Raw genomic sequence first — 23804 nt, 5'->3', positions numbered from 1 at the left:
CGGTCAGCTGTCGATGGCGGGTTGCGCGTTCACCACCCGGGCGATGTCGCGCAGTGCGGAATCGGTGGTCATCTCCCAGTGCGTGGCGCCGACCGGATGGTTCTCGACGATTCCCGTGACCGCCGCCGTCCAGGTGCCGGCGTTCACGCCTGCCGTCGGATCGTCTCGCGTCGCGGTGAAATAGACGAGATCGCCGGCGAAGGGGCGGGCGCGGTAGGTGGTGAGGAGTGCGGCCGAGGCGATCGCGGCCGACACCACGCGTTCGATGCGCGCCGCGCCGAAGGAGGCGAACGGTTCCGGGAGCGCACTCAAACGCTGGGGCAGCTGGGTGAGGTCGGTGATGTCGTCCAGGCCGAAGGCGGTGGCCTGCTCGCCCAGCAGTCCGCCGAGCAGGTCGGCGACCGTGACCGAGGTCGCGGCACCCGGGGTGGCACCCGCGCCGGGATATTCCAGGCGGCTGTCCAGCATGGCCAGCAGCGCCACCTCTTCGCCCTCGTCCTGAAGCTGGACCGCCATGGCGTGGGCCAGCACGCCGCCGAGCGACCAGCCGAGCAGGTGGTAGGGGCCTTCGGGTTGGACCGAGCGGACGTGCCGCACGTACAGGCGCGCCCAGTCCTCGATCGAATCCGGTAGCGGCGCATCCGAACTCAACGCCGGGGATTGCAGACCGTAGAGCGGGCGGCCCGGATCGAGGTGGGCGGCCAGTCCCGCGAAGGACCAGGCCATGCCACCGATCGGATGGACGCAGAACAGTGGCGCGGTGGCGCGGTCACCGGTGCGCAGCGGCAGCAGGATGTCGAAAGCCGCTGCGGGGCCGGTGGTCACGGAGCCACGGGTGCGCAGCTCGGCCACGATGGCGGCCGGGGTGGGGGCGGTGAAGACCCACATGACCGGCACGGTCTCGGCGATCGCCTCGCTGAAGCGCGCCACCAGTTTGGTGGCCAGCAGCGAGTTGCCGCCGTGCTCGAAGAAGTTGTCGTCCAAGCCGATTCGGTCCAGGCACAGGACTTCGGCGAAGATATCGCAGACCGCGGTTTCCAGACTGGTGCGCGGGGCCCGATAGCAGTGCTCCGCCAAGGCGGGTGCGGGCAGCGCGGCGCGGTCCAGTTTGCCGACCGAGGTCAATGGGACGGCGTCGAGGAAGACGATCGCGCTGGGCACCATGTGCGAGGGCAGCGCCCGGGCCGCGTGCTCGAGCAGGCGATCGCAGTCGGTCGTCGAATCCGGCGTGGCCACCACATAGGACACCAGAACCGTTGCGCCCGCGCTGTTCTCACGGCCGACGGTGACGGCGAAATCGACCGACGAGTGGGCGGCCAGGGCGGCGTCGATCTCGCCCAGTTCGATGCGGAAGCCGCGGATCTTCACCTGGAAGTCGGTGCGGCCGCGGTAGTCGAGGGTGCCGTCGGCGTTCCAGGCGACCACGTCGCCGGTGCGGTACATGCGTTCACCGGGCCGGAAGGGGTTGGCGACGAAGCGATCCGCCGTGAGGTCGGAGCGGTCGAAATAGCCGCGCGCCAGCTGGACACCGGACAGGTACAGCTCCCCCGCGACGCCGGCCGGGACCGGCCGTAACCGGGCGTCCAGGACGTAGACCTGGCTGTTCCAGACCGGGCCGCCGATCGATACCGAGGCCGCGCCGGTGCCGGACACACGGTGGGACGTGATCGACACCGCGGCCTCGGTCGGGCCGTACAGGTTGAACAGTTCCGTATGCGGCGCGGCCGCGATGAAACGGTCAGCCAGCGCGGCGGGCAGCGCTTCGCCGATGGCGAGGACCCGGCGCAGCGAGCCCGGTAGCCGCCCGGTCAGCAAGGCGTCCAGCATCGACGGCACGGCGTGCAGTGTGGTCACCGATTCGCGGGCCATCAAGGCGTTCAGGTAGGCCGGATCGCGGTGCCCGTCGGGTGCGGCGATCACCAGACGACCGCCGCAGACCGCGGCCGACCAGAACTCCCACACCGAGAGGTCGAAGGTCGCCGCCGTCTTGAGCAGCACCGCGTCATCGCCGGAGAGATCGAATCGCGCTGTCTTCCAGAGCAATTGATTCACGATCGCGCCGTGCGAGACGGCGACGCCCTTCGGGCGGCCGGTCGAGCCGGAGGTGAAGATCACGTACGCCGCATGGTCGGCGCGGAGCGGTGCGAGGCGCTCGGCGTCGGTGATCGCGGCAGCGCTCGTCGCGGACGGATGGGGTCGATCCACGTGCATCACGGGCGCAGCGGAGGTGACGAAATCCGTTGCGGCATCGGTCAGTACACAGACCGGCGCCACCGTCTCCAGAATGTAGTCCGAACGCTGCGCGGGCTGATCGGGATCGACCGGCACGTACGCGCCCCCGGCCCGGCTCACCGCATACATGGCGACAACCAGCTCCACCGAGCGCCGAATAGCCAGCGCGACAGGCGTTTCCGGCCCGACGCCCATCGCGATCAGGGCGCGAGCAAGGCGATTGACCCGGGCATCCAGCTCGGCGTAGGTCAGGCGGTGCCCGTCAGGAGCCACCAGCGCCACCGCATCGGGTGTGGCCGCGACGGTCGCGTCCAGCAGAGACACCAGCGTGGTCGCGGCGGGCCGGGACTCGGCCGTGGTCGCAGCAGACCCGATCTCGACGGCGGTCGCGGCGGACCCGATCTCGGCGACGGTCGCGGCAGGCCCGGTCTCGACCGTGGTCGCAGCAGGCCCGGTCTCGACCGTGGTCGCAGCAGGCCCGGTCTCGACCGTGGTCGCAGCAGGCCCGGTCTCGACCGTGGTCGCAGCAGGCCCGGTCTCGACCGTGGTCGCAGCAGACCTGGGCTCCAATATGGTCGCGGCGGGAGGCGATACAGGGTGTGCGGTGTCGTTCCAAGCCAGCAGGATTCGATCGCGCTCCGTGGGCGAGAGCAGCTCGATCGCGCCGACCGGCTGCTCCGGATCGGCGATGACGGCGGCCAGCACCCGCTGGAACCGCTCGGCGAAGCCGCGCACCGTCGACTCGTCGAACAGATCGGTCGCGTAGGTCAGGAAGCCGCCGATTCCGGCCGGCGCGCCCTGCTCGTCATAGGTGTCGGCCACGATCAGGTGCAGATCGAACTGCGAGAGCTGCCGATCCAGCGCCAGCCCCGTCACGCTCAGGCCGGGCAGATCGAGGGCGACCGGGGCCAGGTTCTGGAAGGACAGTCCGACCTGGAACAGGGGATGCCGCGCCGTCGAGCGCGCCGGGTTCAGGATTTCGACCAGACGCTCGAACGGCACGTCGGCGTGCGCGAACGCCTGGAGGTCGGTATCGCGCTGGCGCAGCAGGTGTTCCGAGAATCCCGTCGCCGCGTCCACGCGGGTGCGGAACACCAGGGTGTTGACGAACATGCCGATCAGGTCGTCCAGTTCCGCCGCGCCGCGCCCCGCCATGGGCGTGCCGATGGCGATATCGCCGGTCCCCGACAGTCGCGCCAGGGTGATCGCGAACGCGGTGTGTACCGCCATGAACAGCGTCGCACCGTGTGCCCGAGCCGATTCCACCAGCGCCGCGTGGGTGGGCGCGTCGATGCCCAACTCCACCTGCCCGCCCGCATAGGACTGCACCGGCGGCCGCGGCCGGTCGCGCGGCAGTTCCAGCTGATCGGGAAGGTCGGCGAGCGCTTCCCGCCAGTAGGCGATCTGCGCGGCCGCGATCGACCCCGGATGTTCCTCGTCGCCGAGCAGTGTGTGCTGCCAGAGCGCGTAGTCGGCGTACTGCACGGGCAGCGGAGCCCACGCGGGGGCGGAGCCCGCGGCGCGGGACAGGTACGCGGACACCAGGTCCCGGGTCATCGGCCCGCCGGAGTAGCCGTCCGCGCAGATGTGGTGGACCGCCATGGCCAGGACGAAATCATTGTCGGCGATCCGCCACAGCGCGGCCCGCACCGGCACTTCGGCGGTGACGTCGAAGACGGTCGACGCGAGTTCCGTCACCGCCGATTCCACCTCGGCGACGATGCCCACCGCCAGTGCCGGCACGCCGGGGTCGGTGGGCGGCAGCACCACCTGCACCGGCCCGTCCGCGGTCTGCGGGTACACGGTGCGCAGGATCTCGTGTCGCGCGACGAGATCGGCGAACGCCTGCCGCATCGCCTCGACGTCGAATTCACCCGTCAAACGGATGGCGACCGGAATGTTGTACGCGGTCGAGGTGGTGTCGAAGCGGTTGAGGAACCACATCCGCTGCTGGGCGGGCGACAGCGGAATCCGCTCCGGCCGCGCGCCAGCGATCAGCGCCGGACGCGCCCGCTCCCCCGCGAGTTTCGCCATCTCACAGGCCAATCCCGCGACGGTGGGTGCGGCGAACAGCGTCCGTACCGGCACTTGCGCGTCGATCGCCATACCGAGGCGCGCGGTCACCCGGGTGGCGAGCAGCGAATTGCCGCCCAGTTCGAAGAAGTCATCGTCCGCGCCGACGAGTTCGAGACCGAGCACATCGGCGAAGACACCGGCGACGGTCCGCTCGGCCTCCGTGGACGGTTCCCGGAAGGCCCGCACCGCGAATTCCGGTGCGGGCAAAGCCTTCCGGTCCAGCTTGCCGACGGCGGTCAACGGCATGGCGTCCAGCACCACCACGGCGGCGGGCACCATATGCGACGGCAGCGTGCGCGCGGCCCATCGCGTCAGCTCGTCCGGATCGGGTTTCGTCCCGACGACGTAGGACACCAAAACCGTGACACCGCTGGGGTTTTCGCGCCCGATGGTCACCACGTGGTCTACCTCGGGATGCGCCACCAGGACCGCGTCGATCTCGCCGAGCTCGATCCGGAATCCGCGAATCTTGACCTGGAAGTCGGTGCGGCCCAGATATTCCAGCGAGCCGCCCGCCACCCCATCGGCCGGAACCCCGACCCACCGAACCAGGTCACCGGTGCGATACATGCGATCGCCGGGCGGCCCCCACGGATTGGCGACAAACCGTTCCGAAGTCGTGTGGAAGCGCCGGTGATAACCCCGCGCGAGCGCCGGGCCCGAAAGATACAGCTCACCCACGACACCCGCCGGAACCGGCCGCAACCGTGCGTCGAGCACATAGGCCCAAACACCCGGCACCGGCCGGCCGATCGTTACCCGTTGCCCCGCAACCAGAGTCGTGTAGGTGGCCCCGATCGTCGCCTCGGTGGGGCCGTACCCGTTGATGAACCGACGCCCCGGCTGCCACCGCGCGAGCAGCTCCGGCGTACTCGCCTCACCGCCCGCGGACACGACCGCGAGATCGTCCAGCCCGCTCGGTTCGATGGTCCCCAGCAGCGCCGGCGTGATGATGGTGTGCGTCACCCGCTCGGTACGCAACAGTTCGTGCAGTTCGACGCCGCCGACGATATCGGGATCGGCGACAACCAGCGTCGCACCGCTGTAGAACGTGGTCGCGATCTCCTCGATCGACTGATCGAAGCTCGGCGAACACACATGCAGCATCCGCGATTCCGGCTCCAGCCGCAGCAGGTCGGCCGAGTACGAAACCAGCCCGCCGAGACCGGCGTGCGTGACCGTGACGCCCTTCGGCATACCGGTCGAGCCCGACGTGTAGATGACATAGGCCGGATGCGAGATACGCAGCGGCGCAATCCGATCCGCATCGCTCACAGGATCCGGGGACAGCGCGGTGCAGGCGGCGAGCAGTTCGGGCCCGTCCAGCAACAGCCACTCCGCCCCGGCCGACAGCGTCTCCGCGTGCCCGCTGAGGGTGATCCCGACCGCCGCAGCCGAATCGGCGAGCAGATACCGCACACGCTCGATCGGATAGGCCGGGTCGATCGGCAGATACGCGCCGCCTGTTTTCGCGACCGCCCAGATGGCGGCCACCATCTCGTAGGAGCGCCGCATGGCCAGCGCGACCACCGTCTCCGGCCCGACGCCGCGTTCGATCAGTACCCGCGCGAGGCGGTTCGAGAACTCCTCCAGCTCACCGTAGGTGAAGGCCCGCCCGCCATCGCGAACAGCGACGCGATCGCGCCCGAATTCGACTCCGCGGGTGAGCAAATCCGGCAACAGCCCCACCGCCACCGGCAATCCACCCCCCATCCGGGTGAGCCGGTGATACTCGTCCGCCCCCAGCAGCGGCAGCTCGTCCACTCGCGTCTCCGGCCGCTCCGCGACCGCCGCCAGCACCCGAACGAATCGCCGCACGAACATCCGCCGCGCATCGTCGTCGAACACCCCACGCGCGAACGACACCGCGCCGCACAGCCGCTCCGAACCATCCTCCGCAACCGAAACAGCCGGTGCTGGATCTGCATCGAAGGCCGTTCGCGCGGTCGGCGACTCATCGATCAGGCCGAGCGACTTGTCAGCTCCGGTGGAGACAGCGGGTACTGGCTTCTCGACGTCGTCCGACGCACGGTCGAAGGTCAGTGCCACCTCGAACAGGGGGTGGCGATCCGGGTTCGGCAGTACGCCGAGCAACACCGCCAGATCGTGCAAGGGGATTCCGGCGTGGGCGAATCCGCGCTGTTCGGTGCGGTGCGCTTCGGGCAGCAGGTCGCGGAAGCGGGCGTGTTGCCTCACGCGTGTCCGCAGCACGACTTCGGGTCGGGTGCCGCCAGGTGCGGCCGCGCCGATCGCGATGTCATCGCTGCCGGACAGCCGCGCGAGCAGCACTGCCAGTGCGGTGCGCACCACCGACGTCCAGGTCACGCCTTCGGCATCCGCGAGGCGGTGCAGGGCATCGCGTAGCTCCTCCGGCATCCGGAAGGCGATGCTCGCGTCTCTGCCCGGGGTATCCGATCGCGCGCCGCGGGAGCTGTCGGTCGGTAGTTCCAGGCGATCGGGTAGACCCGCCAAAGCGGTTCGCCAGTACCGCGTGCGGGTGATCGAGTCGTCGGATTCGGTGTCGAGCCGCTGCGCGATATCGCCCGCTGGGCGGTCGGGTGTTCCGAGGAGTTCCGCGAGCGCGCGCTGGAGCCGTTCGGCGACGGCCCGGGCCGTCTCGTCGGCCACCAGGTCGCGACGGTACTTGACCTGGACCAGCAGGGTGGCGTTGAGGAAAACCATGACGGTGATCGGGTAGTGGGTGGAGTCGTCGCCGCGCACGCCGTCGATCCGGAGGCCGTCGATCGCGCCGCCGGCCTGGCGCAGCCCTTCGGCGTCCACCGGGTAGGACTCGAAAACCAGCATGGTGTCGAAGAGTTCGCCTTGACCGGCGACGCGCTGGATGGCTCCGAGACCGAGGTGATGGTGGTCCAGTAGCGATGCCTGCTCGGTTTGCAGGCCGGCGATCAGGTCGCGGGTGCTGGTGTGGGCGTCGAACCGGACTCGCACCGGGATGGCGTCGACGAAGAGGCCGATCATCTCGCCGATACCGTCGAGCTGGGCGGGGCGGCCGGAGATGGTCGCGCCGAAGACGACGTCGGCACGGCCGGTGCTCGCGGCGAGCGTCAGGCCCCAGGCCGCCTGGATGAGCGTGTTGGCGGTGACCTCCGCCGCCGCCGCGTAGGCGGTGAGCTCCGAGGTCTGCGCGGGCGAGAGCTCGAAGTCGCAGCGGCCGAAGCCGTTACCGGTGGGCGCCGGCCAAGCCAGCGACGGGGCGAGCATGGTCGGTGCCGCGTCGGCGAGAACGGCCGACCACGCCCGGGCGGCGGCGTCCCGGTCCTGCTGCGAAAGCCATTGCAGGTAGTCGCGATACGGCCTGACGGCGGGCAACGGCGAGGCGTCGCCCCCGGTCGCGTACAGCACCAGCAGCTCGCGCATCAGCAGGGGCATGGACCAGCCGTCGAGCAGCATGTGATGGCCGGTGAGGATGATTTCGACACGACCGGAACCGGTGCGGCACACGGTCATTCGAAGCAGCGGCGCGACTGTCAGGTCGAAGCTTCGGCGCTGTTCGGCGGCGGCGATCTCCCCCGGTTCGGCCTCGGGGACCTCGACCATGCGCATCGGCATATCGATCCGGTCCAGCACCAGTTGCACGGCGCTGCCGTCTGCGGTGGGAACGAAGGCGGTGCGGAGGTTGGCATGGCGGTCGAGCAGAGTTCGTGCGGCACGGCGCAATCGGCCGATATCGAGGTCGCCGGTGAGCTGGGCTACCAGTTGGATGATGTAGGCGTCGACGGAGCCGTCGAGCAGCTCGGTGAGCACGCGCAGGGAATCCTGGAGCGGGGACAGCGGCAGTACGTCCGTCACCGTGGGATGGGTTCGCCGCCAAGCATTCAGCTCGGATTGCGATACCCGGACCAGGGGCACGTCCGAGGGGGTCAGGCCGCCCGCCCGCGGATGCCGGGTGTGGGCGGCGAGCGCGGTCAGGGCGGCCGTGAAATCGTCGGCGAGTTCCTGTACGGACGGTTCGTCGAGGATTCCGCTCGCGTAGCTGAACGACAGTTCCAGCTGCGGCCCGGCGGGTGTATCGGCGGTGATCGCGTTGATGTCGACCACCGTGCCGACGGGCAGCGCGGGGTCGTGCTCGAAGTCCAGGTCGCCCAGATCGGCTGTGGGCAGCCAACTCTGGTCGCGCAGGTCGGCGGGTACGCCCGCGCGGCCGAGATAGTTGAAACCGATCTGCGCGATCGCGCCGGTGAGCGGGGAATCGGGGATCAGGTGGCGCAGCAGGCCGAATCCGATGCCCTTGTCCGGCACGGCGAGTAGTTGCTCCTTGACCGACTTCAGCAGGGCCGCAATGGCTTCATGGTCCGTGTCGTCGGCCGGCTGCCGCACCGCGCCGGGTCCGGCCGTCAGGTCGATCGCTACGGGGTGGATGCTGGTGAACCAGCCGAGGGTGCGCGTCAGATCGGCTCCCGGCAGCAGGGCTTCCTCGCGGCCGTGTCCTTCGAGCCGGATCCGGGTGACCGGGGCGTCGATTCCACGCCGGGACCGCCAATTACGCACGGCCAGTGCGAGAGCCGCGAGCAGTCCGTCGTTGACGCCGCCGCGATACAGTGCGGGCAGGGCCGTCAGCACGGCCTCGGTCTCGGCTACGGGGATGCGCACCGAGATCGACCGCACGGTCGAGTGGGTGTCGAGAACGGGATCGAGCTCACGCGCGCCGAGACGCGGGTCCGGCGTGGCCAGCACTCGCTGCCAGTAGCCGATCTCGCCGCTGCGTTGCCCGGCCAGCTCGGCCAGGCCGTGTGCCCAGCGCCGGAACGAGGTTCCGACCGGCGGCAAGGCGATCGGCTGTCCCGCCGCGTGCTGCGCCCAGGCCACGGCCAGGTCGGGAATCACGATTCGCCAGGACACGCCATCGATCACATAGTGGTGGGCGGCCACGACCAGCACATCGCGCGCATCGGGCCGGCGCAGCCAGGTGAAGGCGATCATCCGGCCGTTCGCGGGGTCGAGCCGGTCGAGCGCGGAGTCCATTGCGGTACTGCCGATTCGGGCCAGTTCCGCTCCGGTCACGCCCTCGGCGATCTCGACCTCGGTGACCAGCTCAGCGGTGCCGACCGCACCGCGCGGCAGGACCTCGAAACGCCACTGTCCCGCGTCCAGCCATACCCGCGAATTCAGCGCTTCGTGCCGGTCGAGGACGGCGGAGAGCGTGGTGAGCAGTCCGGCGCGATCGATGCCTTCGGGTAGTGCCAGCACCATGGTCTGGGCGAACCGGTCGGAGGATCCGGTGGCGAGGAATTCGGCGTGGACGGGCGTCAGCGGAACCTCGCCGATGCCGCCACCGGGCAACTCCGCCAAGATGATCGGGGCCACCGCGCCACCGGTCGTCGCGATCCTGGCCAGTGCGGCGACGGTCCGCTGTTCGAAGACGTCACGTGCGGTGAACACGATTCCGGCCGCTTTGGCGCGCGAGACCAGCTGGATCGACATGATGCTGTCGCCGCCGATGGCGAAGAACGAATCGTCGACCCCGACGGTCTGCACGCCGAGTACCTGCGCGAACAGCTCGGCCAGTGCCGATTCCACCGCGCCCTGCGGCGCGCGCGTCACCGTCGTCGCGAAAACCGGTTCCGGCAAGGCTTTTCGATCCAGCTTGCCGTTGGCGGTCAGCGGCAGCTCATCGAGAACGATGATGGCGGACGGCACCATGTGCGCGGGCAGGATGCCTTCGGCGTAGCGCGTGAGCGCGGCCGGGTCGACGGTACTTCCCGGCGCCTCGAGCACATACGACACCAGCACCGCTGCTCCGGACGGCAGTGTCGTACCGAGCGTGACCGCGAAATCGACGTCGCGATGCCCGCTCAATACCGCGTCGATCTCGCCGAGTTCCACGCGGAAGCCGCGCACCTTCACCTGGGCGTCGGTACGGCCCACATAGTCCAGCTCTGCTGTCGGCGCACCGGTATTCGTGCCCGTGACGGACCAGCGCACCAGATCGCCGGTGCGGTACATACGCGCGCCCGGCTCACCCCAGGGGTTGGCGACGAACCGTTCGGCGGTCAGTCCGGCCCGGTTCCGGTAGCCGCGCGCCAGCCCGCCACCCGCGAGATACAGCTCGCCCGCGACACCGGGCGGCACCGGGTGCAGGCGGGCATCCAAAACCAGCGCCGACATGCCGGTGACCGGTACGCCGATCGTAATCGGCTGCCCCGCGGTCAATTCCGCATAGGTCGAGATGATGGTGGTCTCGGTCGGCCCGTAGGCGTTGAAGTAGCTGCGCCCCGGCTGCCAGCGCGACAGCAGTTCCGGCGTGGTGACGTCGCCGCCGACGGAGACGACCTCGATAGCGTCCAGCCCGGCCGGGTCGACGGTCCCGAGCACCGCCGGGGTGATGATGGCGTGCGTGACCGCCTCGTCGCGCAGCAGGTCACCGAGTTCCGCACCGCCGACGATCGCCGGGGGCACGATGACCAGCGTCGCGCCGGTGGCGAACGCGCAAAGCCATTCCAGCACCGACGGATCGAAGCTGGGCGAGCAGATGTGCAGGAACCGATGATGCGGTTCGAGCCGATAGCGGCCGACTGCCTCGGCCAGCAGCCCACCCAGGCCGCCGTGGGTGACGGTGACGCCCTTCGGCAGCCCCGTCGAACCCGACGTGTAGATGACGTAGGCCGGATGCTGAATGCGCAGGGACGCAGGCCGTTCCGAGTCGGTGACAGGCGTGGACGGCTGAGCGTCACACAGTTCTTCCGTCCCGGCCTCGTCGAGCAACAGCCATTGCGCTCCGTCGGGTAGCCGCTCGGCGTACTCCGCGACGGTGATGCCGAGCGTCGCACCCGAGTCCGCGACCATGTGCCGCATACGCTCGGCGGGATAACCCGGATCGATCGGCACGTGCGCGCCACCGGCTTTCGCGATGGCGAGAACCGCCAGCACCAGATCGTAGGAGCGCGGCAGCCCGACGGCGACCAGGGTTTCCGGGCCGACGCCGCGCTGAATCAGCACCCGCGCCAATTGTGAACTGCGCGAGTCGAGTTCGCCGTAGCTGATCGGCCGGCCGCGATACCGCACCGCGACTCGATCAGCACCCAGCGCGACCCCGCGAGTCAGCAGGTCGGGCAGCACGCCGGTGGCCATGACGGCATCGGGATGAACCAGCGTGAGCGCGGCAAGCTCGTCGTCGGTGAGCAACCGCAGGTCACCGACGGGCTGGTCCGGACAGTGCAGCGCGTCCGCCAGCAGCCGGCGGAATCGCGCGGCGAACATCTCCACGGTGTGCCGGTCGAACATCTCCACCGAGAAGCCGAAATCCGCTGCGCCGCTGGCGGAATGGATGTGCAGCGACAGCTCGAACCGGTCGCGGTCCGCGGGAGGACGCTCCCCCACCGTCAGCATGACCCGCACCAGCGGATGCCGCCCGGGCGACCGGCTCGGCTCCAGCAGCCCCGCCAGCTCGTCGAACGGCAGATCGGCGCGTGCGAATGCCTGCCGGCCGACCTCGTCCGCCTGCGCGACCAGATCGCCGAACGAGGTTTCACCTGCGACGGCCAGACGCAACACCAACGTGTTCGCTGCCCCGGAATCGGTGCCGACCGCAATGTCGCCGGTACCCGAGAGCCGCGCCAGCAGCACCGCGAATACCGAATGCGCAACCACGAATACGCTCGAGCTTGCGCTCTGCGCGTAGGCATACGCCCGCGCATACAGCTCCGCACCGATCTCGAACGCGACGTAATCGACCGGCGCGACACCGCGGCCGGGGACGGTGCGCCGTGTGCGACCGGTAGGCAGGTTCAGTTCGGCGGGCATGTCCGCCAGCGTGTTTCGCCAATAGCGGGTCTGGGCGATCACGTCGTTGCGAGCGTCGAGGAGCGCGCCGAGGTCGGCGGGGGTGCGCTCCGGCGCGGCCGTGAGTTCACCGATCAGCAATCGCATGCGTTCGGCGAGCGCCGCCGCGGTGTCCGGGGTGACGGCATCGCGTTTGTACTGCACCGAAATCCGCAGTTGCGCAACGAGTTCGACTTCGACGGCTACCGGGTAGTGGGTGAAGTTGACGGTTTGGATCGCACCGATTTCCAGGCCGTCGATGCTGCCGTACGCCCGGCTGAGGCCGTCGTGGTCGACGGGATAGGAATCGAAGGCCAGCATGGTGTCGAACAGTTCGCCCGCACCGGCCAGGCGCTGGATGTCGGCGAGGCCGAGGTGATGACAGTCGAGCAGGGAAACCTGTTCCCGCTGAAGATGTTTCACCAACTGCCGCACCGGCTCAGCATTGTCGAACCGCACCCGGACCGGGATGGTGTTCGCGAAGAGACCGACCATGTCGTCGATTCCGTCGAGCATCGGCGGCCGCCCGGATACGACCGCACCGAAGACCACGTCGTCGCTCCCGGTGCAGGCCGCCAGGGTCAGCCCCCAGGCCGCCTGGACAACCGTATTGACGGTGACCTCGGCCGCGGTGGCGAAGGCGAGCAGCGCGGTCGTCTCGTCGGCCGAGAGCCGGGTGGTGTGCACCCCGTGCCCGGTGCCGGGCAGTGCGGGCGGCGCGAGCGCGGTGGCCAGCCGGGTCGGGCCGACCCCGGCGAGCGACTCGCGCCATTTGTCCAGCGCCGCATCGCGATCCTGCCGCGCCAGCCAGGCCAGATAGTCGCGATAGGGCCGGGTGCGCGGCAGCGACCACGAATCACCCTCCGCCGCATAGGAAAGCAGGACTTCCTTCATCAGCAACGGCATGGACCAGCCGTCGAGCAGCAGGTGATGCACGGTCAAGGCCAGATGGGTGCGCCCGGATGCGGTGCGGTACACCGTGAATCGCAGCAGCGGGCCCACCGTGAGATCGAAGCCGCGGTGCAGTTGAGCAGCGAGCAGCGGGGCGGGATCGGTATCCGGGATATCGATGACCTGCCACGGCACCCTCGCCGTGGCGGTGACGAGCTGGACCGGGGTGCCGTCGGCGGTGGCACCGAAGGCGGTGCGCAGGATCGCGTGCCGATCCAGTACGGCCTGCGCGGCCCGCCGCAACCGGTCGAGGTCGATCGCACCGGACAGCTCCATCGCCCATTGGAGCAGGTAGGGGTCGGAATCCTCGGAAACCTGTGCCAGGAACAGCAATCCGGACTGGAGCGGCGAGAGCGGCAGCACATCGGCCAGCCCCGGATACTCCGCATGCCAGCGGTCCAGCTCCCCCTGTGTGGTCCGCACCAGCGGCACATCGGCGGGCGTCAGGCCACCGGCGGCCGGATCGTGCACGTGCGCGGCGAGCAGGGACAGCGCGGCCACCCAGTGGTCCGCCAATTCCCGCGCTTCGGCCTCGGACAGGATCTCGCCCGCGTAGGCGAAAGACGCGGAAAGCCTCGGGCCCGAGTCGGTATCGGTGACGACCGCGTTGATGTCCAGCACGGCGGAGGCGGGCAACGCCGGATCCTGGGCGGCCGCCGGCTCACCCCATTCGCCGGTGGGCAGCCAGCCGCCGTCGGCCAGCGTCTCCGGCAGGTCACCCGTGGAGATCCGGCCGAGGTAGTTGAACCCGATCTGCCCCAGCGCGCCGTCGAGTGCGCCGGTACCCGCGGCGTCCAGATGCCGCAGGATGCCGAAGCCGATGCCGTTGTCGGGCACCGCGAGCAACTGCTCCTTCACCGTCTTGAGCACCGCGGCCGTCCCCGTGCCGCCGCTCCATGCGGTCCCGGCGTCGATGCCGGTCAGATCGAGCGCCACCGGATACATGGTGGTGAACCAGCCGACGGTGCGGGTGAGGTCCGCGCCGGACACCGCCTGCTCCTCGCGACCGTGTCCCTCGAGCCGGATTCGCGTCGCCGCCGCATCGATGCCGCGGTCCGCTCGCCATGCGCGCACCGCCAGCGCCAGCGCCGCGAGCAGGCCGTCGTTGACCCCGCCGCGGTAGAGCGCGGGCAATTCGCTCAGCACCGCCTGGGTGGTCTCGGGCGAGACGGCGACGCTGAATTGCCGCACGGTGGCAGCGGTATCGACGGCGGGATCGAGGGCGCGTGCGCCCAGCGGCGGATCGGCGACGGCCAGTACCCGCTGCCAGAACGGGCGTTCGGCGGAGCGGTCCGCCTCACGCAGACCGTGCGCCCAGCGCCGGAAGGAGGTGCCGACGGCGGGCAGCGCGATCGGCTGACCGTTGCCGAGCTGCGCCCACGCGGTCACCAGATCCGAGATCAGCACCCGCCACGAAACACCGTCGATCACATAGTGATTCGCCGCCACGACCAGCGCGTCCCGGCCGTCCGGGCGGGACAGCCAGCCGAAAGCGATCATGCGCGCGGCTGCCGGGTCCAGCGTCGCGACGGCGGAATCCATTGCGGCGCTCGCCAGTTCGCACAGCTCGTCCACCGATAGCCCGGCCGGCGCCGAAGTGTGCACGAGCAGCGTTTCCACATCGACCGCGCCCGGCGGCAGGGCAATCAGTTCCCACCGGTCCTGCGCGAACCGCAGCCGGGCGCGCAGCATGTCATGGTGATCCACCACCGCGGCGAGCACGGCCGCCACCTGCGCCCGGTCGATGCGCTCGGGTAGGGCCAGGACCATCTGCTGGGTGAATCGGCCGAACGAACGCCCCGCGTCCAGATGGGCCGCCAGCACCGGTGTCAGCGGAATCGCGCCGACGCCGCCGCCCGCCAGCTCGGCCAGGATCTCCTGCTCACCGCCGATTGTCGCGACCCGCGCCAGCCCGGCCACGGTGCGATGCTCGAATACGTCCTTGGGCGTGAACAGGATGCCCGCCGCCCGCGCCCGCGACACCAGCTGAATGGAGAGGATGCTGTCCCCGCCCGCGGCGAAGAACGAGTCCTCGGCCCCGACCTCGACGCCGAGGATCTGCGTGAACAGTTCCGCGAGCCGGGTTTCGACCGCACCGGCCGGGGCTCGCGAGACGGTAGCCTCGAACACCGGCTCGGGCAGTGCCTGCCGATCGAGTTTGCCGTTGGGGGTCAAGGGGATCGCATCGAGCGCGATGATCACGGACGGCACCATGTGACCGGGGAGCGAGGCCCCCGCGTGCCGCGTGAGCTCCTCGGCATCGACGGCTGTCCCGTTGCGTGGCAACACATACGAGACGAGCACGGTCGCACCCGAGGGCGCGGTCTTGCCGAGTGTGGCCGCGAATTCGATATCGGGATGCCCGCTCAGCACGGCGTCGATCTCGCCCAGCTCGATCCGGAACCCGCGGACCTTCACCTGGAAATCCGAGCGCCCCAGATACTCGAGCGCGCCGTCCGGCCGGCGCCGCACCAGATCGCCCGTGCGATACATGCGCGCCGAACCGCCGTGCGGATCCGCCACGAACCGCTCCGCGGTGAGACCCGGCCGGCCCAGATACCCTTGCGCCAGTGCCGGACCGGAGAGGTACAGCTCCCCGATGACGCCCGCCGGCACCGGCCGCAAGCGCGTATCCAGCACCATCGCGCCGATGCCGGGCAGCGCGCCGCCCATCGTGATCGGCTCTCCCGCAGTCATTTCCGCGCTGGAGGTCGCCAGGATCGTGGCCTCGGTGGGGCCGTAGCCGTTGAAGAAGGACCGCCCGGCCGACCAGCGTTCGACCAGCCCGGGACCGAACGCGTCGCCCGCGACGACCACGACCCGCAGCTCGTCGAGCCCGGCCGGGTCCACCGACTCCAGTGCGGCCGGGGTGATCAGCAGGTGCGTGACGCGTTCGCGGCGCAGCAGCTCGGCCAGTTCGGGCCCGCCGAAGACGGTCGGCGGCGAGATCACCAGCGTCGCGCCGGCGCCGAACGCCAGCAGCAGTTCCAGCACCGAGACGTCGAAGTTGGGCGAACAGACGTGCAGCACCCGCGCGCCGCCGTCCACGCCGTACCGCTCGCGCGTCGCCGCGACCAGCGCCGCCAGACCCGCGTGGGTGACCACGACGCCCTTGGGCCGGCCGGTCGAGCCCGAGGTGTAGATGACATAGGCCGCATGCTGATCGTTGAGCGCCCGCACCCGATCGAGATACGAGATGGGGTGCGCGGGCCGCGCCGCGATCCGTTCGGTGAGTTCCGCCTCGTCCAGCTCGAGCCATTCGATGCTGTCGGCGAGCCGGGCTCGCTGGGTGGAGTCGGTGAGCCCCAGCACGGCCCCGGAGTCGGCGGCGATGAACGCACCCCGCTCCGCCGGTAGGCCCGGATCGACCGGTACATACGCCGCACCGGTCTTGGCCACCGCCCATACCGCCGCCACGGACTCGATCGAGCGAGCGAAGCCGACGGCCACCACATCCCCGGGCCCCACGCCGCGGGCGATCAGTTCCCGCGCCAGCCGCGACGAGAACTCGTCCAGTTCCCGATAGGTCAGCTCGCGCCGATCCGCCGGCCGCCCCGTCGAGTTATAGCTGACGGCAATCGAACCCGCCGCCGACTCCACCGTGCCGGTCAGTAACTGAACCAGCAGCGGGTTACCCGGCTTACGACGACCACGTTCCCGAACGGTACGACGTGCCCTATCCATCCGGTTCCTGCGGTCCTCTCATCCAAAGCCCGCTGGTTGCGCCGTATTGACACGAAAACCGACGGTCGAGAAGACATCGATCATGGGGCGTTCGGCACATATGAGACCACAGATCCCCGCGCCGGGGGCAGGCAGCACCTATCCCACCCGGTTAAGCACGCTTGGCAATTGCCGGAACGTAGCCACTCGATGAGGCCGCCGACGCCGGAGTGAATTTTGTCGCTACCAGTGGTTATGGAAATGCCCACCGGCCCCAACTACTGGGCGAATGACCACTTCGCTCACCGTCGCCGGAAAAACAATTGCAACGCATCGAAACGCGCCGGAAACGCAATGACCATCAACCGTCACCTACTGCGCCGCAAGCTGTTCCGGCGTGATCAGCCTCGTGATCCGCGCACGCTCCAGAGAGGGATAGACCGAAAATGACCAGGCTCGTCGCCACCCTGCTGCTCGCCGCCGCACTCACCGGATGCAGCTCCGCCACCCAGGAAGCCAAATCCACCACGGCGGGCGGCCCCACCGCGGCCGTGGCGGCATCACCCGCGCGCACCAAAGCCTGCCAGCAGTTCTCGGCCTTCTTCACCTCGCTGCGCGAACAAGCCCAGAGTTCCGGTTCGGGCTGGACGCCGGAGAAGGGGGCCGAGGAACTGCTCGGCAGCATGCGGCAGTCCCCCACCTGGGCGTCCACCCCGGAATCCGAGCGCGAGGCCACCATCGCCGGGGTGAAGGACGCGGCGAACGGCACCAGTTGCGGCTGAACCGCTAGCGCGCGAGCAGGCCCTTGGCGATGTGGGTGACCTGGATTTCATTGCTGCCCGCGTAGATCATCAGCGACTTGGCGTCGCGCGCAAGCTGCTCCACCTTGTATTCGGCCATGTAACCGTTGCCGCCGAAGAGCTGGACCGCCTCCATGGCGACTTCGGTGGCGGCGCGCGAGGAGTACAGCTTCATGGCCGAAGCCTCGGCGAGGGAGACCTTTTCGCCCGCGGCGGTGCGTTCGATGGCATTGAAGACCATGTTCTGCACGTTGATCCGTGCGATCTCCATCTCGGCCAATTTGAGCTGGATGAGCTGGAACTGAGCGATCTCCTTACCCCACAGCTTGCGGGATTTCGCGTAATCGACGCTGAGCCGGTGGCATTCGTTGATGATGCCGAGGGCCAGCGAGGCGATGCCGATGCGCTCGGCGGCGAAAGACTCCTTGGCGCTGTCCTTTCCATCGCCCTTGGCCGGGTTCTCGGTTTCGCCGAGCAGCCGGTCGGGGGTGATGCGGACATTGTCGAAGAACAGTTCGCCGGTGGGCGAGGAGTTCATGCCCATCTTCTTGAAGGCGGGGCTCTGCGCGAAACCGGGCATGCCCTTGTCCAGTACGAAGGTCAGCACCTTGCGGTCGCGGCGATCGGTGCCGTCCTCCTCGTCGAGCTTGGCGTACACGACGGTGACATCGGCGTGCGGGCCGTTGGTGATGAAGGTCTTGCGGCCGTTGAGGATGTAGTCCTCACCGTCCCGGCGCACATAGGACTTCATCCCGCCGAAGGCGTCCGACCCGGAGTCGGGTTCGGTGATGGCCCAGGCGCCGACCTTCTCCATGGTGACCAGCTCGGGCAGCCAGCGCTTCTTCTGCGCGAGGGTGCCGCGGGTGCGGATGGTGCCGACGGTGAGGCCGAGGCTCACGCCCATCGAGGCGACCAGGCCGAGGCTGACCCCGGCCAGTTCGCTGTTGAGGATGACGCCCATGCTGCCCGACCCGCTGAACCCGCCGCCGGACTTGCCGGTGGTCCCGGCCTCCTCCTTGGCGAACGCCTTCTCCAGTCCTTCGCGAGCCATCTCGTCCAGCCCGAAGGTGGCGTACAGCTTGCGGATGATGCCGAACGGCGGCAGCGCCCCGCTCTCCAGCTGCTCGACGTGAGGCTTGATCTCCTTGTCGATGAAACCGCGTACCGCGTCACGGAACATCAGGTCTTCGTCGGACCACTGGTACATGTACTGAACTCCCGAGGGATCGCCGGAACGGTTACCCCGAATATAGAACAGGTTCTAATTGAGTCCGTGGGCGGCGGCACTTCAGCCGATGAGCAGGCGCGCGGGCGTGAGCTCCGGTTCGACCACGCGGCCCGGGACCTCCATCACCGCCTCCGCCACCGCGAGACAGACATCCAGGCGCGGCGGGTGATGCAGGCCGGAATCTCCTTGCAGGAGCAGGCGAACCGCCGCCCAGGGCAGGTTGAGGCCGGCGAAGGCGCTTTGGAACAGTCCGGCGGCGGGGCGCGGATTGGCTTCCAGCAGTACGGGTTCGCCTTGGCGGTGCCGTAGTTGCACGTTGGTCAGGTAGGCCAGTTCGAAGTGCCCGACCAGGCGGCGGGCGATGTCGACCGCGACGGGATTGTCGAGCAGCATACGGAAGCGGCCCTGCTTGGAGCGCGGAATACCGACCAGCAGTTCGCCTCCGGGGGCCGACAGGCAGTCGATGCTGATCTCGGGCCCGTCGAGAAAGGGCATGACGAGCAGTTCCGGGACCGGGCCGCCCTGCTCCACCGCGCGCCGCAATGCCCCGGCCACCGCGTCGATCGAGGCCACCGGGACCGGCGGGGCCAGCAGGGTGGACATGCTCAGGGGGCGGTCGTCGAGAATACGGAAGCCGAAGGCCGAGTACTCGCCGCTGGGTTTGATGCAGAGCTTGTCATCGGTGAGCGAGAGCTCTTCGACAGCCGCGTAGAACGCCGCCGGATCGGAGACCACGCGCCAGGGCGGCACCGGAATCCCGGCCGCACCCGCGCTTTCGTAGGTGCGGACCTTGCTGGTCAGCGCTTCGATCGCCGCGGGCGGTGAGCACATGACGGCGGTGCCGGCCGCCGCGAAATCCAGTTCCCGGCCGGCGAGCGCCCCGAGGCGGCGCGGCGGGATCATCACGTCGATGCGATGGCGGCGGCAGAAGTCCAGCGCGAACCGGGCGTACTCCGCATCGCTGACATGCCGTGGTTCCAGCTCCGCCACATCGCAGACCGAGAGCGCCACCGCGCCCGGATCCACATTGCTGGCATAGACGGTGACCTCGACCCGATCGGGATTCTCCCGCAACAACCGCATAACCTGGGCAGATGCCGCGCCGGCGCTGCTCAGCCAAATCCGAAGCGCTATGACGGCGCTCCCTTCTCTTACATGCGGCAGAGCGGTGCGAAGCCTGGCGCGATCCGGGTGGTGCGCGGATCTTAGCCCGGTTCGGTAACGGGCGCGTGGCCAGCGGAAAGACCGCCGGTTTCGTTGCCGCCCAGCGGCATTCACCCCGGCCGGAACCCGCGCCCGGGCCCTCCCGCGCGCAGCGGCTATAGTGCGGTCATGTCGATCGCCGTCCGCCTCGCCCGTGGGTGCCGCCCGCGTGGCTGCCGCGCCCCGGCGCGACGGGTGCACGGCCGCCGGGTGCGGTATGTGATCGGCTCCGAACCCGGTCAGGTCAATGGGATGCGATGGCTCGGCGCGCCACGCGCCGGACGAGGTGCCTGAGGAAGCTGCCCGCTTCCCGATCTCGTCGTTCCCCGCATGATGAATGCCGTTGCCGCGGTGCGTCCGTACGCCCGCGGCGGTGTGTGGGCCGCGCGTGCGCGCTCGTGACCGTCCCAGTCCGGTTTCCGGGGTGCAGCCCCGGCGCACAGTGAGTCGACAGATGACCAGTCAATTCTTCATTCCGGCCCTCGAGGGCCAATTACCCGATCCACGCGGCTATTTCGGCCGGTTCGGCGGCAAGTTCATTCCGGAAGCGCTGGTCGCGGCCGTGGACGAGGTCGCCGCCGCCTATGACAAGGCGAAGGCCGATCCCGCGTTCGTCGCCGAGTTCGAGGGCCTGCTCGCCGATTACGCGGGGCGGCCCAGCGCCTTGACCGAGGTGCCGCGCTTTGCCGAATATGCCGGTGGCGCACGGGTTTTCCTCAAACGCGAGGATCTCAATCACACCGGCTCGCACAAGGTCAACAATGTGCTGGGGCAGGCGCTGCTCACCAAGCGCATGGGCAAGCCGCGGGTGATCGCGGAGACCGGCGCGGGCTCGCACGGGGTGGCGACGGCGACCGCGTGCGCGCTGTTCGGTTTGGAGTGCACCATCTATATGGGTGAGGTCGACACCGAGCGGCAGGCATTGAACGTGGCGCGGATGAAAATGCTGGGGGCCGAGGTCGTTCCGGTGACCTCGGGTTCGCGCACCCTCAAGGACGCCATCAACGAGACGTTCCGGGACTGGGTCGCGAATGTGGACACCACCCATTACATCTTCGGGACGGTGGCCGGGCCGCATCCGTTTCCGAGCATGATCCGCGATTTCCAGCGGGTCATCGGCGTGGAGGCCCGCGCTCAGCTGCTGGAGCGGACCGGGCGGCTGCCCGATGCGGCCATCGCGTGCGTGGGCGGCGGATCGAATGCGATCGGCCTGTTCCATCCCTTCCTCGATGATCCGTCGGTGCGCCTCATCGGTTGTGAAGCGGCCGGTCACGGCATCGAGAGCGGGGAGCACGCGGCCTCGCTGACCGCCGGTACGCCGGGCATCCTGCACGGTTCGCGGTCCTATGTCCTCCAGGACGACGAGGGCCAGATCATCGAGGCGTGCTCCATCTCGGCGGGGCTGGACTATCCGGGTATCGGGCCCGAACACTCGTATCTGCACGACAGCGGGCGCGGCGAGTACCGGCCGATCACCGATGCGGCCGCCATGGACGCCTTCCGGCTGCTGTCACGAACCGAGGGCATCATTCCCGCCATCGAGAGCGCGCACGCCCTGGCCGGGGCCCTCGAAGTCGGCCGGGAGCTCGGACCGGAGGGACTGATCCTGGTCAACCTCTCGGGCCGCGGCGACAAGGATATGGAAACGGCCGCAACCTATTTCGCGCGCCACGAGGCCACGGAGGCGGCGAAATGAGCGGCAACCTGCGACTGCTGACCGACACCTTCGCCACGGTGCGCGCCGAGCGCCGGGCCGCGCTGATCACCTACCTCCCGGCGGGCTACCCCACCGTCGAAGACGGCATCACCACCCTCGAGACCATGCTCGGCAATGGCGCGGACATCGTGGAAGTCGGCCTGCCGCACAGCGATCCGGTCATCGACGGCCCGGTCGTGCAGACCGCGTCCGGTCAGGCCCTGCGCAACGGCGTCCGCATCGCCGACGTCCTGCGCACCGTGCGCGAAGCACACCGGGCCACCGGCAAACCGGTACTGGTGATGACCTACTGGAATCCCGTCGAGCGCTACGGCATCGAACGCTTCGCCGCCGAACTGGCCGCGGCGGGCGGCGCGGGCTGCATCCTGCCCGACCTCCCGGTCCAGGAGTCCGCGCCCTGGCGCGAGCTGGCCGCCCGGCACGACCTGGCCACGGTCTTCGTGGTCGCGCCGAGCAGCACCACCGAGCGGCTCGCCGAAATCACCTCGGCCGGAACCGGTTTCGTCTACGCCGCCTCGACCATGGGCGTCACCGGAGCCCGCACCACCCTGGACGAGGCGGCCCGCACCCTGGTGCACCGCATCCAAACACTGACCGATCTCCCGGTCTGCGTCGGCATCGGCATCTCCGACGCAGCGCAAGCCGCCCAGGTGGCGAGCTTCGCCGACGGCGTGATCGTGGGCTCGAGCCTGGTCCGGGCCATGCTCGAGGCACCCGATACGGCGGCCGGACTGTCAGCGGTCCGGGCCCGCACCGCCGAGCTGGCCGCCGCCGTCCGGCCGGCCTAGTCAGCTCCGCGCGGCGATCGCCGGAAACCACCGTCTCCCGGTCGTTTCCGGCGATCACGTGCGCCCGGCGGGCAGCCCCGCTACTGGCTGGGCTGCGGCACGTCGACGTTGCAGTCGTCGATCTTGGGATTCACCCCGGCGTAGTTGAGCGGGCCGGCGATGACGGTGACCGCGATGGTGCCCGCCCCGGCGCAATTGGTGGGCGCGCTGTCGAAGTAGTGCCGTTGTCCGGCGGCGATCGCGCCGATGATCAGCCACGCGAGCACGAGCAGCATCACCAGTCCGCCGATGCGCGTGCGGCCGCCTCGTACTCGCCGTTCGTCGTAGATGCCCATCGTCCTGCCCTTTCCTGGAGTGATCCCCCGGCCTATGGATCGCGGTACCCGGCACCGAAGCGGGCAAACCGGTCGCGGGGCGCGACTCGGGCCGGAACCGGGAGTGAGAGGATGGCCGCCGACGGAAGAGGTGGATGGTGGGAACAGCGGGGCGATCGACGGCGGGCGGGCGGAGACGGATCGGCGATCTGCTCACCGTGCCGGCGGGCACGGTGCACGTGCGCCAGGACGGACCGGTCGACGGGAAGCCGGTGCTGTTGCTGCACGGGTTCGAGGGCTCGGTGCACTGGTGGGATGCGGTGACCCCGCTGCTGGCCGACACGTACCGGGTGATTCGGGTGGATCTGCTCGGATTCGGTTGCACCGGGGGCGATTCCGGCTTCGATCCGCGCAGCCAGGGCGAGATGCTGAGCGCGGTGCTGGCCGCGCTGGAGGTGCGCGAGGTGGCGGTGGCCGGCCACTCCTGGGGTGCGGATGCCGCGCTCGCGGTGGCGGCGGCATCGGATCGGGTCAGCGAGGTGATCATCCTCGACCAAGCGCCCGATCTGAGCTACCTGCGGATGCCGCGCGCGACCCGGTTGTTCGCGTTCGGTCCGGTCGCCCGGTTCGCACAGCGGTTCGGTCCCGCGGCCGTGGTGCGCCGAGCTCTGCGCGGCGGTTTCGCACCCCGGTTCGATATGTCCGGTTCGGTGCCGGGTTTCGAGCAGATGCTGCTCGATCATCGGGTCATGTCGTGGCGGGCGTACCGAGCGGTGCTGGTCGATCGCCGCAAAATCCTCGCCGCCAACCCCCTCGACAAGCAGCTGCGCGATCTCGGGCTGCCCGCGCTGGCGATCCACGGCCGGCTGGACCAGCTCTACGACTGGGCCGAGACCCGGGACCGCTATGCCGCGGCCGGAGCGCGGGTCGAGATCATCGATACGGCCGGGCACAGTCCCAATGTCGAAACGCCGGATCGCTTCGCGGCATCGGTGCGCGATTTCCTGAGCGCGGCGCGCAGGCCGACCGCACGCGAAGCCTGATCTCGCGAGC

The 23804-nt window shown here is 69.4% G+C and carries 9 protein-coding genes; 5 read left to right on the top strand and 4 right to left on the bottom strand.

The window, feature by feature from the left end; genetic code table 11:
- Positions 1-3: 3 nt before the first annotated feature.
- Positions 4-16722, bottom strand: a complete 16719-nt coding sequence (locus tag NI1_RS38735; protein ID WP_084522426.1) for a non-ribosomal peptide synthetase — start codon at positions 16720-16722, stop codon at positions 4-6.
- Positions 16723-17147: 425 nt separating this feature from the next.
- Here NI1_RS38735 and NI1_RS00500 point away from each other — a divergent pair, with 425 nt between their 5' ends.
- On the top strand, positions 17148-17483 hold the full coding sequence (locus NI1_RS00500; protein ID WP_067813007.1) for a hypothetical protein: 336 nt from the start codon (positions 17148-17150) through the stop codon (positions 17481-17483).
- A 4-nt stretch (positions 17484-17487) separates the two neighbouring features.
- On the opposite strand, the gene NI1_RS00495 is transcribed toward NI1_RS00500, so the two are convergent.
- Both NI1_RS00495 and NI1_RS00490 read right to left on the bottom strand, forming a co-directional pair.
- Positions 17488-18708, bottom strand: a complete 1221-nt coding sequence (locus tag NI1_RS00495; protein WP_067813005.1) for an acyl-CoA dehydrogenase family protein — start codon at positions 18706-18708, stop codon at positions 17488-17490.
- Between the two features lie 81 nt (positions 18709-18789).
- Complete coding sequence (locus NI1_RS00490) at positions 18790-19812, bottom strand: ATP-grasp domain-containing protein (RefSeq protein ID WP_084522425.1); 1023 nt, start codon at positions 19810-19812, stop codon at positions 18790-18792.
- Positions 19813-20061: 249 nt separating this feature from the next.
- Here NI1_RS00490 and trpM point away from each other — a divergent pair, with 249 nt between their 5' ends.
- The 3 genes from trpM (at position 20062) to trpA (ending at position 22437) form a co-directional block, all read left to right on the top strand.
- Entirely contained in the window at positions 20062-20226 is a 165-nt protein-coding gene (gene trpM / locus NI1_RS38370) for a tryptophan biosynthesis modulator TrpM (protein WP_169815510.1), read from the top strand.
- Positions 20227-20386: 160 nt separating this feature from the next.
- Complete coding sequence (trpB, locus tag NI1_RS00485; protein ID WP_067813004.1) at positions 20387-21628, top strand: tryptophan synthase subunit beta; 1242 nt, start codon at positions 20387-20389, stop codon at positions 21626-21628.
- The gene (gene trpA, locus NI1_RS00480; protein ID WP_067813002.1) at positions 21625-22437 is read left to right on the top strand and encodes a tryptophan synthase subunit alpha; all 813 of its coding nucleotides are present in this window, start codon (positions 21625-21627) and stop codon (positions 22435-22437) included. Before trpB ends, trpA begins: the two co-directional genes overlap by 4 nt.
- Positions 22438-22517: 80 nt before the next feature.
- Here trpA and NI1_RS00475 read toward each other — a convergent pair whose 3' ends face one another.
- On the bottom strand, positions 22518-22712 hold the full coding sequence (locus NI1_RS00475) for a hypothetical protein (protein ID WP_174564452.1): 195 nt from the start codon (positions 22710-22712) through the stop codon (positions 22518-22520).
- A gap of 194 nt (positions 22713-22906) precedes the next feature.
- Here NI1_RS00475 and NI1_RS00470 point away from each other — a divergent pair, with 194 nt between their 5' ends.
- Positions 22907-23794, top strand: coding sequence for an alpha/beta fold hydrolase (locus NI1_RS00470; protein WP_067812998.1), 888 nt, complete (start codon positions 22907-22909; stop codon positions 23792-23794).
- The last annotated feature ends 10 nt before the right edge of the window (positions 23795-23804 follow it).

This window comes from Nocardia inohanensis NBRC 100128 (genome assembly GCF_001612945.1).
Taxonomy (GTDB): Bacteria; Actinomycetota; Actinomycetes; order Mycobacteriales; family Mycobacteriaceae; genus Nocardia; species Nocardia inohanensis.
This window is presented reverse-complemented; position numbering and strand designations above follow the sequence as displayed.